General features: G+C 69.0%; 10 protein-coding genes. 4 read left to right on the plus strand and 6 right to left on the minus strand.

The genetic code is table 11. From position 1 onward, the window contains the following. Window positions 1-39: 39 nt before the first annotated feature. Window positions 40-681, plus strand: a complete 642-nt coding sequence (locus Pla123a_RS07210; protein WP_146585368.1) for a metal-dependent hydrolase — start codon at window positions 40-42, stop codon at window positions 679-681. Window positions 682-772: 91 nt separating this feature from the next. Then, a complete protein-coding gene (locus Pla123a_RS07215) occupies window positions 773-1,396 on the plus strand; it encodes an HdeD family acid-resistance protein (protein WP_197527770.1) in 624 nt (207 codons plus the stop codon). Here the strand turns inward: Pla123a_RS07215 and Pla123a_RS07220 are convergent. Further along, the gene (locus tag Pla123a_RS07220) at window positions 1,356-6,017 is read right to left on the minus strand and encodes a lamin tail domain-containing protein (protein ID WP_197527771.1); all 4,662 of its coding nucleotides are present in this window, start codon (window positions 6,015-6,017) and stop codon (window positions 1,356-1,358) included. The two genes, Pla123a_RS07215 and Pla123a_RS07220, sit on opposite strands and share 41 nt — an antisense overlap. A gap of 532 nt (window positions 6,018-6,549) precedes the next feature. On the opposite strand from Pla123a_RS07220, the gene Pla123a_RS07225 reads away from it, so the two are divergent. Continuing rightward, on the plus strand, window positions 6,550-6,987 hold the full coding sequence (locus Pla123a_RS07225; RefSeq protein WP_146585374.1) for a response regulator: 438 nt from the start codon (window positions 6,550-6,552) through the stop codon (window positions 6,985-6,987). On the opposite strand, the gene Pla123a_RS07230 is transcribed toward Pla123a_RS07225, so the two are convergent. Continuing rightward, entirely contained in the window at window positions 6,984-8,030 is a 1,047-nt protein-coding gene (locus Pla123a_RS07230; protein ID WP_146585377.1) for a zinc-dependent alcohol dehydrogenase family protein, read from the minus strand. The two genes, Pla123a_RS07225 and Pla123a_RS07230, sit on opposite strands and share 4 nt — an antisense overlap. A gap of 184 nt (window positions 8,031-8,214) precedes the next feature. Between Pla123a_RS07230 and Pla123a_RS25155 the strand changes: the two genes are divergently transcribed. Beyond that, complete coding sequence (locus tag Pla123a_RS25155) at window positions 8,215-8,523, plus strand: H-X9-DG-CTERM domain-containing protein (RefSeq protein WP_146585379.1); 309 nt, start codon at window positions 8,215-8,217, stop codon at window positions 8,521-8,523. 126 nt (window positions 8,524-8,649) lie between these two features. On the opposite strand, the gene Pla123a_RS07240 is transcribed toward Pla123a_RS25155, so the two are convergent. From Pla123a_RS07240 to Pla123a_RS07255, 4 genes are all read right to left on the minus strand, one after another. Beyond that, window positions 8,650-9,654, minus strand: coding sequence for a DNA integrity scanning protein DisA nucleotide-binding domain protein (locus Pla123a_RS07240; protein WP_146585381.1), 1,005 nt, complete (start codon window positions 9,652-9,654; stop codon window positions 8,650-8,652). A 139-nt stretch (window positions 9,655-9,793) separates the two neighbouring features. Continuing rightward, window positions 9,794-12,031 carry a hypothetical protein gene (locus Pla123a_RS07245; protein WP_146585383.1) on the minus strand — a complete coding sequence of 746 codons (2,238 nt, stop codon included), beginning with the start codon at window positions 12,029-12,031 and terminating at the stop codon, window positions 9,794-9,796. A gap of 243 nt (window positions 12,032-12,274) precedes the next feature. Then, window positions 12,275-12,967, minus strand: a complete 693-nt coding sequence (locus Pla123a_RS07250; RefSeq protein ID WP_146585385.1) for a HEAT repeat domain-containing protein — start codon at window positions 12,965-12,967, stop codon at window positions 12,275-12,277. A gap of 185 nt (window positions 12,968-13,152) precedes the next feature. After that, window positions 13,153-14,097, minus strand: a complete 945-nt coding sequence (locus tag Pla123a_RS07255; RefSeq protein WP_146585387.1) for a hypothetical protein — start codon at window positions 14,095-14,097, stop codon at window positions 13,153-13,155. Window positions 14,098-14,105 lie beyond the last annotated feature (8 nt).

Here is a 14,105-nt window from a genome sequence, read left to right on the forward strand (position 1 = left end):
ACGCGGCCCCCGCTCGCCCCAACAACGCGGCGCCCACGCATGACCACCCCCGAGCACACACTGGTCGGGGTCCACGGCGCGATGGCATTGGGCCTGGACCGACGGCTGGGCTGGGCGGCCGTCGTGTTTGCAGCGGTGGCGTCCAACGCCCCCGACCTCGACGGCCTGCCGATGCTGTTCGATATGCAACGGTTTGAATCGGGCCACCGCGTGTGGGGGCACAACGTCTTTGCGATCGCGTTGACCTCGCTGCTGCTCGCCTGGAGCCAGGCCCGCTTCGGCTGGATCGAGCGGCTATCGGCCCGCGTCGCCAAGTGGCTGCCGGTCGACAGCCGGCCGCCGACGGCGGTCGGGCCGTTCGCCGGGCGGCCCACTATGGGCTGGTTGATTGCGGTCTCGGCGGCTGCGCAGCTGGTCCACCTGGCGTGCGACGCGGTGGTGTCGGGAGGGGAGGGGCTGACCGATTGGCCGGTGGAGCCGTTCTGGCCAGCGAGCGACTGGGGATTCGTCCTGCCGCTGGTCCCGTGGGGCGACCCAGGTCCGACCATCGTGATGATGCTCGGCGCGATCGCCCTGGCAAAGTTCCCTGAACGCAGCCGCAGGCTGTCACGCGTCACGCTGGCGGGGCTGTGCCTGTACCTGCTGGCGCGAGGGATCGCCCGCGGCGTGGTCCCGCTCTAGAATGCGGGCTGCAGCGTCCCTGGCAGAGAATTGGCCCGGAGAGAACGCCCACGGTCTCGATCGAACTCCACCCAACAAGCAGGTGCAAGCCATGACGCCCGACCCAACCCCGCCCGCCGCAGCCGCCGAAGCCCCCATCAGCCGACGCGAGGTGCTGACCGCGATCAGCAGCGTCTGGTGGCTGCTGCTCCTGCGTGGCGTGCTGCTGATCGTGCTGGGGGGCTACGCGCTGTTGACGCCCGGCCTCACGCTGGAAGCCTACTCTTGGGTGCTGGGCGTGTTTGTGCTGGCTGACGGCGTGCTCGCGCTGGTGGCCGCGGTTATGGGCTGGGGCGAGTCGCGTGGCTGGACGCTGCTGCGTGGCGTGCTGGGCGTGATCGCGGGGCTCGTCATCGTGGCGAACCCGGCGTTGTTCGGCATCGTCACGATCTGGATCCTGGTCACGATCCTCGCCGTGCAGATGATCATCGGCGGCGGCTTGGAGATCTACGTCGCGATCAAGGAGCGCAAGGAGATCGAGGGCGAGGGATGGATGATCCTGGCCGGCGTGTTCTCGATCCTGTTCGGCCTGCTGGTGCTGGCGGCTCCGCTGCTGGCCGGCAGGACGTTGATTCAGGTGATCGGCGCGTTCGCGATCATCTTCGGCATCTCGCTGTGCGTCACCGCGTTCCGGATCAAAGGCCTGCGAGGCCGTCTCGAAGCAGATCAGCCGTAGCAGGGTCGTCGCCGGACGCTTCCTCTTCCGCGGCTGCGCCCACTTCACCGGTCGGCAGCAGCCCCTCCGGCGAGTCGGCCAGCGCGTGCTCGTACAGCAGCAGGTCGTCGTCGGTGGCCGCACTGGCTGCCGCGGCGTAGTCGACCATCGGGCTGTTTGACGCCCTTGCGAGCGACGCTACGGGGTCGGCAAGCGAGGCAAACGCTGCCAGCCTTGCGCCGACGCTGGTCGACTGCTCGGCTGCTGCGGCCGCGGCAACCGCTTCGGCTAAAGCGGCGCTGGCTAGCGAGCCGTACAGCGTGGTCGTGTCCCCCTCGTGGGCGCGCCACACGGCGTAGTCGGCGGCGTTCACCAGGCCGTCGCGGTTGCCGTCGGCGCCCGTGCCGGGCCGGCCGACGCTCGCGCCGTACTGGCTCCGCCAGACGTCGCGGTCCGCGCCGTCGACGACGCCGCTGGCGTCGTAGTCGCCGGGGATCGGCAGCCCGGCCGAGCCGGGCGAGCCCATGACGTACAGGCTCGCCTGCCAGTTGGCCGGGTCGTTCGGGTCGGCAAGCGGGTCGATGATCTCCAGCGAGGGGCCGTCGCCGTCTGGGGTGGTGGGCCAGGGCGGGTCGTCGCTGTAGGTGAGGCTCTGGATCACCTGCCCGTCGGCGTCGAGCAGTGAGATGGTCTCGCCGCCGTTGCTCAGGTTGGCGGTCGCGTAGCCGCCGACCGCCAGGTTGACGCCAGCCCCGTACACGGCGGTGAACACGCTCGGCGTCCGGGCGACCACGATGTACTCGCCCGGGGCCAGCGTCTGGCCGTCGGCGAACACGTACGGCGTCGACGCGAAGTCGGCGATCTGCACGCCCGACAGATCGACCGGTTCGGCCCCCGTGTTGAGGATCTCGATGAACTCCTGGTCGTCCTCGTCCGCCAGGTTGGGGTTCAGCGGGTGGTAGTGCAGCTCGGTGATGGCGAGCGTCGGCAGGTCGGTCGGCGCCTGGGCGACCATCTCGACCGGGTCCGACCAGTGGCTCCAGCGGCCGGTGTCGTCCTGCATGCGGACGCGGGCGCGGTAGGTCGCGCCGGGGGTGACCGCGGTCGGCGGCACCTCGAGCGTGTCGCTGAAGGTGGTGAGCTCGCCCGACTCCCAGCTCGCGGTCCACTCGTCGAGGAACGTGACGCCGGGGTCGCCGCCGGCCGAGGCGTCGGTCACCTCGGAGATCCGCCACTCGATCGCCCCGAACGTGCCGGCCCCCTGCGGGTCGTCGAACGTGGAGGTCTGCAGCACGAGGCCGTTGGCGGGCATGCCGGGGTCGCCGACGTAGGTCAGGGTTGGCGTGGAGGGGACCAGCGCCTCCTCGCCCGAGCCGGCCAGCACGCCGTCCAGGTACGCGGCCCGCCCGCCGACCTGCACGTAGCCGGTGCCGCTGCCGCCGCTGGGCCACTGGCCGCCAACAAAGGCGAAGTCGAGCATGTCCTGGATGAGGGTCTCGACCGAGGTCATGCCGGGGCCGGTGAGGCCGTTGTAGTTGCCGACCGAGCTGGGCGCGCCCTGCCAGCGGGCGCGGTCGGCGGCCTCGAGCGGCAGGAGCGACTCGGCCAGCTCGCGGACCATGCCCTCGATCTGCTCGGGCTGCCAGATCAGGTCCCGCATCTCGCGGATGGTGTTGTAGTAGCCCGGCTTGAGAATACTGTCGGCGTAGGACTGGTCGAAGTTGTCGAACAGGGCCTCGTAGACCAGATCGTGCCCGTCGTTCCAGGTTGGACCCCAGCTGGCGTCGGTGTCCCAGAGCAGGAGCCACAGCTTGCCGAGGTTGTCGTTGGCGGCGGTGTAGTCGGGCTCGAAGTAGTAGGCCGCGTTCTTGTTGGCGGTGGGCCAGTAGTCGTAGTGGCGGACCGCCTCGGCGACGGCGTGGTAGATGAAGTACTTCTCGAGGTTGACGCGGGCGTCGAGGTCGTCGCTGCCGCGGCCCATCACGTACTCGACGTAGTCGTGGTCGGAGCCGTCGGTCACGCCGTAGGGCGACTGGTAGTCCTGCTGCCGCAGCGCGTCCTGCGTCTGGTTGTTGAGCTTGTAGAGGTTGCCCTCCTCCAGACCGTGCGCGTCGAGGAACCGCTGGTCGAAATCCTCCAGGGCGAAGTTGATCCCCCAGAAGTCGCCGTTGTACTGGTCGGGCGCCTCGGCCGCGTCGTCGATGACGCGGAACTGGAACCAGTGCGTGTCGAGCGCGGGCAGCCCCATCATGTTCGACAGCTGCATCGTGATCGCCTCGTTGAGGGCGTACGTCAGCGTCTGGTGGTTGTCGAAGCCCTTGCCGGTGGTGAGGGTCTTCCACTGCTCGGGGTAGGCCTCGCCGTCCTGATCGAGCGGCTCGAACCAGTAGCCGTCGTTGAAGCGGTAGCGCATGCTCCGCTTGCCCTCGCCGTAGTAGCGGCCGTTGGCGCCCCGGGGGCGGTACTGGACGTTGTCGTAGACCTTGCCGTTGTAGACGATCGTGCCGCCCCAGTTGTAGGCCGAGCGGGCCTCGGTCCCCTGCGGGATCTGGTCCGCAAAGTCCCAGGCGTTGGCCTCGGCCAGGTCGTCGGCGTCGGTCAGCAGGTGGTACACCGGCAGCGAGGCGAGCGCCTCGGCGTCGGCCAGCACCTGGCCCGTGCCGTCGACGTAGTCCGGCACGCCGTCGTACACGAAGTACGCGAAGTTGAGCGAGGCGTCGTCCGCGTACGGCGCGAGCGCCGACGCGCCGAGCGTGTCGGCCACCTCGACCCGGTACCGCACCAGCGTGCGGTGCGCCTGGGTTGGGATGGTCGCGGTGTAGACGCCGTCGCCCGCGGTCTGGTCGGCGCCGAGGCCGTCGTCACGCATCTCGATGCTCGCCCAGTTGGCCGGGTCGAAGTACTCCGGGTTGGCCGACGGCTTGAGGTCGGGGTTGGCGAGCAGCTCGTTGTGCGGGACCGGCAGCCGGGCCGGAACGTACGCGCCCGGCAGCACGATCTGGTACTGCAGCACCACCGAGGCGACGCCGTCTGGGTCGCTGACCTCGGCGGTCACCACGCCGGGCGCGGCCGACGTGTCGCCGCCAGAGGCGACGACCCCCTTGATGGCCGGCGCCGCGTTGGCTGCGAGCGTTTGGTTGGCTTGGCCCGGGGTCGCGCGGCGGGGCTCGACCACAATCCTTATCGAGCGGGTGGTGGTCCCGTCGCCGTTGCTGGCGGCCAGCGTGTAGGTGGTGGTTTGGCTGGGCGCCACCACCACGCTGCTCTGACCGGTGACGTCTCCCACGTCGGGCGTGAGCGTCAGCGTGTCGGCGTCGTCGACGGTCCAAGCGAGCGTCAGTGAGTCGCCGGACATGATCTCGCTGGCGGTCGCGGTCAGCGAGCTGATCGTCGGGCCAGAGAACACGGCGTCCGGGCCGGCGTTGAAGCTGGCGGCGATCTCGGCGCTGCTGAGCGCCTGGCTGTAAATGCGGAACTCGTCGTGCGTGCCGTCGAACAGCGGGTCGGGCCACTGCGAGCGGCCGAGCCAGTTGTTGTTGTCGTTCAGGTCGGACAGATCGATCAGCGTGCCGCTGGTCCCGACCGCCTGGCCGTCGACGTACAGGGTCTGTGTGCCCGCGACGCCGTTCCACACCACGGCGAGGTGGTACTCGCGGTTGGTGTCGGGCGCCTGGGTCCAGTCGATCGAATTCTCGGCCCCGGACCCGCCGTCGCGGTGCGTGAGACGCAGGTCGCCCGAGTTGGCTTGCGGGATTAGCGCGATGTAGTCCTGGCTGCCGCCGGAGATCGAGCTGTCCTCGCCGCCGTCGCTCGAGCCGAACGAGAACAGTTCGGCCCAGGTACGGTTCCGGGTGACCGAGCCCCACCACTCGAAGGTGGCGCTCTCGCCCAACGAAGAGATGATGCCGTTGGGCAGGTCGACGTACGCGCCCTGCGAAAACGGCTGCTGGTTGGACGACTGCCCCGAGTTGTCGCTGACGTCTAGCTGGCCGTTGCCGAAACTGGCCAGGCCGGTCGGGTCGACCAGCACGCCGTCCGCGCCGCCGACGCTGTCTTCCAGGTTGCCCGAGAACATCCAGCGGTGCACCAGGCCGGCGGACTGGACCGGGTCGTCGGTCGGCGGGTCCGCCACCGGGAACAGCGGCTCGGCGTAGGTGGGCCGCCAGTTGCTGCCGAGGTTGTTGTCGAGCGCCGGGTTGACCAGCTCCATCGACGGCCCCTCGCCATCCGCGGCGATCGGCCAAGGGAAGGTCGTGCCGTACTCGACCTCGTCGATCAGGAAGCCGGAGGAGTTGGCGATCGCGATCCGCTCGCCGCCGTTGCTCAGCCCGCCCGCGTACTGGCCCACGGCGACTACCCCGAAGGTGCTCTGAAGCACCGCCGGGTCCTGGGCGACGACCACAAAGCCGCCGGCGGCGATCGAGGCGCCCTGGGGGAACGTGTAGTCGACGCCGTCGGTGAACTGCCAGCCGGAGAGGTCGACCGGCGTGGCGGCCGTGTTGTGCAGCTCGATGAACTCTTCGAAGCTGGTGTTGTCTTCGGCGTTGAAATGAATCTCGTTGATCACCACCGCCAGCAGGCGGCGGTCTTCAAGCGGCTCGAAGCGGAGGCGCTGCGGGGACCTCCTCGCCGGCTTCGACAAGACTTGCTTTGCACGACGCGCAGCCCGATTCCGATCACGAAAAAACGCCATTCCCGCCTGCCTGTTCCGTAGGTGCTTGCCTCAGCAACGGTCGATCCGCGCCAGACTCCTGGCCGACCCGTCCTGCGGTGGTCCGAAACCGTGCTGCTGGGCACGCGGCTGTTCCGAGCCACGGGCCGGCAGCCGACCCGTGAGGGGCCGCCTAGGCGAACGCGAAGAGGGGGGAAAGGAGTCTGCCTCATTAATGAATGGGCCGGGGCGGGTCCGGATTTAAATCAAAATCTCGTGCTGGCTGTGGTTTTTGCCGCTTTTGGGGGATACGGGCCGATTTGCCCTCGATTTCGGCGACCACCAGCCGCCGCGGCCAAGTGCAAGCGGTCGCTCACCAGCGAGGGCACGCAACGCAGCTTGATCCGCCGCCCGCGTGCGTAGGAACCGCGAAACGAGCGCCGGCGGGGGCCCGATCTGCGGCGGCGACCTATCTTTTAGATGCAGTGAGTGTTCTCGGCTTGGAGCGAAGGGGAAAACAGACATGGCGTCCACGATCCACCTCGCTCCTCTGGTTGGGTCGGCGGCGCCCCAGCGGCCGCCGGCCCAACCAACCATCCTCTGCATCGACGACGACCCCGAGATCCACACCGGGCTGGCCCTGCGGATGGCCGAGTACCACGTCCATGTCGAGCACGCCTACTACGGCGAGCAGGGCATCAGCGACGCGCTCGAGACCCGACCCGACCTGATCATCACGGACGTCAGAATGCCCGGCGGCGATGGCAAGGACCTGATCCAGGCGATCCGCACGCAGGCCTCGACCATCGCGGTGCCGATCATTGTCCTGACCGGCGTCCGCGACCCCGCGCTGCGGGCCAGGCTGCGTAGCGCCGGCGCGGACGCGTTCCTGCAGAAGCCGGTCCCGGTGGCACAGCTCATCCAGCTGATGGAAACGTTTATCGAGCTGCGGCGGGCCTAGCGCTGCGGCGTGATTACCGTGACGCCGCAGCCGACCGCCTGGTCGAGCGCGGCGAGGGCGGCCGGAGCCTCTTGCAGTGTGATCGTCCGCTCGACCAGTTGCTTCGGGTCGAGCCGCCCGCACTCAATCATCCGCAGCAGCTCGGGGTAGGCGTGCGCGGCCAGCCCGTGGCTGCCGAGCAGCTCGAGCTCCCAGCCGATCACGCGGCCCATCGGCGCCGGCGGGTCGGCGTCCGCGCCGGCCAGCAGGCCGACCTGCACGTGCCGCCCGCGCCTGCGGAGCGAGAGGACCGAGTTGCGGAACGTCGCGCGCCCGCCAACCGCGTCGAGCGAAACGTCGGCCCCACCGCCGGTGAGCTCGTGCACGGCCGCGCCGACGTCGTCGCAGCCGGTGGTGTTGAGCGTCGCCACGGCGCCGAGCCGACGGGCGAGCGCGAGCGGCTCGTCGCGGATGTCGACCGCCAGCACCGCCGCGCCCAGCGCGCGGCCGAGCATCACCGCCGACAACCCGACCCCGCCGCAGCCGTGCACCGCCAGCCACTGGCCCGACCGCAGCCGCCCCTGCGCGGCGACCGCGCGGTAGGCGGTCGCCAGGCGGCACCCCAGGCTGGCCGCGGTGACCGAGTCGATCGCCTCGGGCAGCTCCACCAGGTTGGCGTTCGCGTAGCGGACCGCCACCAGCTCCGCGTACGACCCCCACCCAGTGAAGCCGGGCTGGTGCTGCTGGTGGCACACCTGCGGGTGGCCTTGGCGGCAATCGCCGCACCGGCCGCACCCGGCGACAAACGGCAGCGTCACCCGGCGGCCGACCCAGCCGGCGTCCACATCGTTGCCGACCGCCAAGACCTCGCCGGCCAGCTCGTGACCCGGCACGTGGGGCAGGGCAGTGATATCGGGGTCGTGCCCCTGCCAGCCGTGCCAGTCGCTGCGGCACAGGCCGGTCGCTTCGACGCGGATCACGGCTCCGTCGGCCGCGGGCGAGGGGTCGTCGACCTGTTCGATCGTCAGCGGGCCAGCAAACTGGTGATAGAGGGCGGCTTTCAAGGGGCGGGGGTCCCGTAGGTGGTCGGCTGCGAGGCAGCCGCTGCGTTGGTTGGTCTGCTTAGAATCACCTGGCCACGGTGTGATAGTACGTCGGCTTTGCGTGTCCTTCGAGTGGGCCCGTAACCGCAATCAAGTAGGCTGAAGGCCCGCGATCGCAACGACCGCGGACTCCTCCACTGTGCGGATGGCGGCGGGCGCCGGCGGCGCCGCTGGTCTCATCCACTGCTGTCTAGGATACACGCCATGGGATCCGAGCAGACCACGAAGCCCAACGGCACACGGACTGCCAGTCGGGGCTGCGGCAGGTGGCGCTCGGCTGGCTGACCCACCGCGACGCCCAGGATCCGTTCCCAACCGGCGGCCGGGGGTTCGTGATGCCGCCGCGAAGACCGCGGTGCGGTTTGGCTCGCCGCACCCAGGCGTGTTCTCGTTCGCGATGGGCGACGGCAGCGTGCGGGGCATCCACTACGACGCAGACAAGTCCTTGCTGTAGCGGCTGGCGAGCCGGGCCGACGGCCAGACCCTCGACGCCACTTCGTTCTGAGAGCTCGATTCGGAGAGCTCGATTCTGAGCGATGCGTTCGGAGATTCCCGCGGGCCCGGTTGGGCGCCGGCCGCGCTACTCGGCCTTCTCGGGCTCTTTCTCTTTGTCTTTTTCCTTGTCCTTATCCTTGTCGCGTTCCTTCTCCGCGGGCGTGGCGGGGGGCGGCTCGTTCTCGAAGTCCTTCCACTTCATCGCCCGGCGGAAGGGCTCGATGCGGAGCACCACCTCGCCGTTGAGGAACACGCGGACCGTGCCGTTCGACTCGCTCACCGCGACCGCGACCGCGGAGGTGGCGCGGGTGATCTCCGCGGCGGCCCAGTGGCGGGCGCCCAGCCCCTTGCTGATGGAGAGCTCCGCCGGCGGCGCCGACACGTGCTGGCACGCCGCCACGACCGTCCCCTTGGCCGACACGACGAACGCGCCGTCCATCTGGGCGATCTCCTTCACGCCCTCGCGGACCTTGCCGTCCGACAGCATCCGCTCGGACACCGGGTAGCCGCGGACCGGGTCGAAGCCCATCGGCTTGCAGAAGGTGAGGGTCTTGCGGTGGTCGCCGACGACCATCAGCGTGCCGACCGGCTTGCCCTCGCGGCCCTCTCTGCCAATCGAGACCGCCAAGTCGACCACGCTCTTGAGCGTCTCGGTGGGGACCTTGGCGCCGAGCTGCTTGAGGTCGCGGATGGTCAGCCGGCCGAGGTGCTCGCCCAGCCGGATCAGGCTCAGCGAGTCGATGGTGTCCGACTCGAAGCCGCTGTAGACCGCCACCACGGGGGCCCCGGGGGCCAGGTGCTCGTCGGCGACCGCCTCGAGCAGGGCCTCGGTGAGCTGCTCGTACACCGGCAGGTCGGGCACCGACAGCACGACCGTGTCGAACTGCGCGTCCTCGGAGCCTGCCAGCACGTCCTCGGAGTCGGCCGCCACGATCAGCGCGTGGTCGCCCACCGCCGCCTGCAGCTTGTCCCACTCGGTGGGACGCTCCGTCAGAAATAGGATCGCCTCGGCGTTGTGCAGGTCCGCCATGCGCGCCGCCATCTGGCAGAACGCATCGAGCTGATCGCTGAACTTACGCGCTACGGCCATACACAGGGGGCGCGGCGAGCAGCCGCGTCGAAAGAGGCGCCAGGAGGTACAGACGTGCGGCGCGACGCATCCGCCCCGCCAGACTTCCCCAATCTACTGGAGCCCGCCAGACAGTTCAATCCGAACTCTCGCACCTAATCTACCGCGACCGACGCGACGACGACGAGCCGATGCCGAACAGCCCGCCGAGGCCCCCCCGGTTCTCCCGCTCCTCGTGCCGCTGCTGCACGTAGAAGTAGCTCTCGCTCATGCCGCTCTGCAGGCTCTTGTAATTCAGGTTCACCGGGCGGTTCGACCGGCCCGCGATCTTTGGGCCGCTGGGGTCGTCGTACGGCTCGAACACCCGCTCGTCGTACAGTTTCAGGGCGTGCAGGGCGTGGGCCAGCGGGCCGATCTCCCACGCGTTGTCCGTGTTCGAGGAGATCAGGCTCGTCAGGTAGTTCACCGCCCGGGTGATCCGGTACTCGGTCAGCTGCTCCTCGGGGACCGAGTAGATCAGCCACTCGAGCAGGTGCCCGGTGGTGCGGATGCGGCGGTCGATGTCATCCTCGTCGCCGGGGCCGCGGAACCACTCGGTGCTGAGGCTGCCGTCGCGGTTCTGCAGGCGGAAGGCGTAGTTCTGGTACTCCTCGACGAACTTCTGGGCCTCGGCCCACTCGCCGTCCAGCGGCTCGCCGCGGGCGACCCGCTTCTTGGCCGCCAGCGCCAGCCCGCCCAGCCGGTGGGTGCCGCCGCACGCCGCCCCGCGGATCTTCTGCGTCCGCTCGTCGGCAATCAGCTTCTCGAAGTCCCAGTGCTCGCCCTGGTCGTTGACCCAGGTCGAGTCCGAGGGCAGGTAGTGCATTAGCCCGATCAGCTTGAAGGTCAGCTCGGTGCGGGCGTAGCAGGTGAGCTGTTCGGCCGCGATCAGGTCGCGGATGGTAAAGTCCTTGCCCTCGACCCTGATCGGGTAGTCGGGGCTGACGTTGCACTGGGCCAGCATCGCCAGCAGCTGGCCCTTGTGCCCCTGCATGCCGACGCCGACGCGGCAGTCGAGGTTTCCTTCGGGCGTCAGGTACAGCATCTGGTAGCGGCCGCACGGCTTGTTGAAGCAGAGGTAGCCGACCGCGGTGACCGGCTTGCCCCGCCGCCCGCCGTCCTGAACGCGGCTGTACAGGCCGTAGGAAAGCATACTGTGCATGACCTCCCACGAGTCGTGGTCGGCGCTGTTGAGCGGCCGGCGGTAGTAGTAGGCCAGCACCGAACGCAGCCGGCTACGGAGGTTCATCTGGTTGCGGCTGAGCGGCTTGAGTGGCTGCTGGGGACGCTCGATCTCCTTCGGCGTGACAAAAGTCTTGGAGTGCCGCCGGGTGGCGGCGTCTGCCTCGGAGCTGCGGGAACGCTTCGCGCTGGCGTCGTCCTCGTTCGATTGGCTCGAACGCGTGTCGGGGTCCTCGGCCGAGGACTTTGGGGGAGCGGGCGGCTGGTCCGGCTCGCTGCTCTGGCCGGTAGCCGTTTTGTCGGCCTTAACAGGGTCGGCCCTAACGGGGGCCGGCTTGGTCTCGGGCTTCGCCAGGGGCCTGGGCTCTGCGGCCGGGGCGTCGGGCCGCTCGACTTCCGGGGTGATCGGCTGGTCGTCGACTGGCTTCGCGTCAATGGGCTTTGCGTCGATCGGCTTGGCCGCGGTGGCGGCAAACGGGGCCGGCTTTCGACCGTCCTTACGCAGCACGGCCGGCGGTGACGGCTCTTCTGGCAACGCCTGCATCTCGGGGGCTGTGGCGCCGCCGGAGATGTCGGGCACGCTGAACGCGTTGTCGAGCCGCGGCCCATCGAGCTTTGGCGCGTCGAGCACCGGGGCCTCGTTAACGGGTGCTTTGTCCGTGGCGGCCCTGTCCTTGGCGGCCCTGTCGTTGGGGGCCAGCCGCTGCGGGGCGACTACTTCCAGCGCATCCGGATCGGCGGCGGGTGGTTCGTCGCCGAGCGGCAGCGGGGGGAGCACGCCGTCGTGCTGCGGCCCGGCGCCGGGCCGCTGCGCGGTGCGGACCGGCCGCCACTGGAGGTCGGAGTCTTGCTGCGGCTCGCGGGACGGCAGGTGAAGCTTCTCGAGCGTCCGCGGCCCGACGAAACGGTCGGCCGGCACCCGGCTGGGGCCGAGCGGCGAGGCGAGACTCGCGGAGTCTTGGGGCAGGGTCGGGCTGGCGACCGACCAGCCGCTGTCGTAGATCGGCGTCGGGTCGGCGCCCGAAGCGCCGCAGGCCGTCAGCGCCGCGCCGCAGGCAATCCAGCCGGCGCAGCAGCCCATTGCGTTGCCGCCAAAGAGTCGAGCCGCGAGCGAGACGACCCCGCGTGGAAGGTACGCGAGTGTCGTGTACGCCGTCGGCATGAAGTAACGCCCCATCGTAACCGCCAGTGAATGCCGAGGTTGCAGACGAGCCGCGGCGCATGCTAGCAGTGGCGCCGTGGTCTCGAGCGTCGTCCACGGTCCCGCCGGGGACGCCGCTGACCTTTGGTATCGGGACGCGGCTTGCTGCGCTTAAAGCGAATGCGAGCAATCTCAGAACAGCCGGGTTCTCGCAGAGAATGGCGAAGATGGGGCCCCGGTAGGCGGCAAAAAATCGCGACTAAAGCAGGACCCGCCGGGCTAGAACGGGAGGTATCGGCCGACCCGCGAAGCGACGGAGGTTTGGTCTTCTTGCGCGGCCGCGGGGGACTCGCCCTTCGCGTAGGCTAGGCAGGCCCGGACGTCTCCGTTGAAGTCCCGGCCGGTCGCCTTGGCGAGCGACTGCACGCCGGCGTACTGCATCGCGGGGTCGCGTGACTCGAGCGCGGCGACCAACGCGGCGTTGGTCTCCGGCGAGCGGACGTTGCCCAGGGCGCGGACCGCCTCGATCCGGACGTCCTGGTCGGTGTCGTTGCGGAGGGTTTCAGCCAGCGCCGCGGTCGACGCCGGGTCGCCCCGCCGGCCGAGCAGCTCGCAGCAGCGGCGGCGGACCATTGGGTCGGCGTCCTGCAGGCCGGCGGTCAGCACCTGGCCGGCCAGCGGCGTCTTGAACTTAGCGACCGACTTCATGATGGCGTCCCGCACCAGCGGGTCGGGTTCGGTCTGCACCTTCCGCGCCAGCTCAACGGTCAGCTCCTGCTGGCGCGCCGAGTCGGTCCCGTCGGCGGCGTCGCCGGCGGCCAGGGCCCGTTCGGTCCGCATGGCCGGGGTCTCGTACGAGGTCCGTTCGGCTCGTGAAAACGGGTTCCACACCAGCCCGCCCAGCGGGCCGGACTGGCAGCCGGCGGTGGTGGCGAGGGTCAGCAGCAGGAGGGTGTTCCGCGTGAATGTCATGGCGGCTTGATGCTAGCGTTGGGTAGTAGTTTTCCGCCGGCAGCGCACGCGCGGACCGGGGGACGCGGCGGGACCGTAGCAGACAGGGGCGCCCGCCAGCAAGGCCGGTTCCCCACGAAAGAACCCGCTGAGTCGCCTGGGCGACTCAGCGGGCGTGCGGGGAGGGCAACTTTATCCGCGACGCGTCAGACCTGTCCGTAGGTCCTCCGCACGGCGCTGCTCAGATCCAAATCGATGTCGTTAGTGTCGACGCCGTTGGAGTAGAAGGCCCAGAATTCGTCGGTCCCGGTTCCACCGTCGTAGTTGAAGTCGTCGGCGACGCTGCCGATCGCTACGACGTCGTCGTCTCCAGCGCCGGCCTCAATGTCGGCCTCGTCAACCGAGGAATAGAAGAAATCGAACTTGTCGTTGCCGCCGCCGAAGTCGACTTCCAGGTCGTCGTGGATCGCCACCTGGTTCATCATCAGGGTGTCACGTTCCGCGAGACTCTGGCTGAGCGCCATGTCGATGACTACGTCATCCGAGACCCCGACTTTGTACATGCTGACCAAGTCTTGTCCGTTGCCTGTCTCGATGGTGAGGTCGCCGTCGTTGTCGCCGCCCTCGCCGACCTGCACGGTGTGCAGTGAGACAGAATCGTTGCCGCCGCCGGTGGTGATGTTGACTTGCTCGTCCACCGCGGCGTTGCGGAGGGCGACAAAGTCACGGTCATTTCCATCGCCCATATCGATGTCCATGAACTGGGTCGACAGCGTGGGCCCGCCGGCCGAAGTGGTGAAGTTGTCGCGGCCCTCGCCTAGGTCGACATCGATTCCGCCCGAGACATTGTAGTCCAGCGAGTCCACGTGAATCGTGATCCGCTCGCGGCGGCCGAGCTCACGGTTGTAGATGATTGCCTGGGTTTCGATCTGCGTACCGTTCAGACCTTGGACACGAAGCTTGCCGTTCTCAAGCTGGCTTACCTGCACCTGCTGGTCGCCGCCGATGCTGTCGGCGGCTTCGTTGATGATGAGGTCTCCGCCCGAGACCGACACCGCGACGTCGCCCGCCATCATCGCCTTCTCTTCCAGCGTCTGCATGCCGAGCCGCTTGCCGAACTTCTTGCCGTTCTGCTTGAATGACTTAGACATCTCGAGTC

It is taken from the genome of Posidoniimonas polymericola, assembly GCF_007859935.1.
Taxonomy (GTDB): domain Bacteria; phylum Planctomycetota; class Planctomycetia; order Pirellulales; family Lacipirellulaceae; genus Posidoniimonas; species Posidoniimonas polymericola.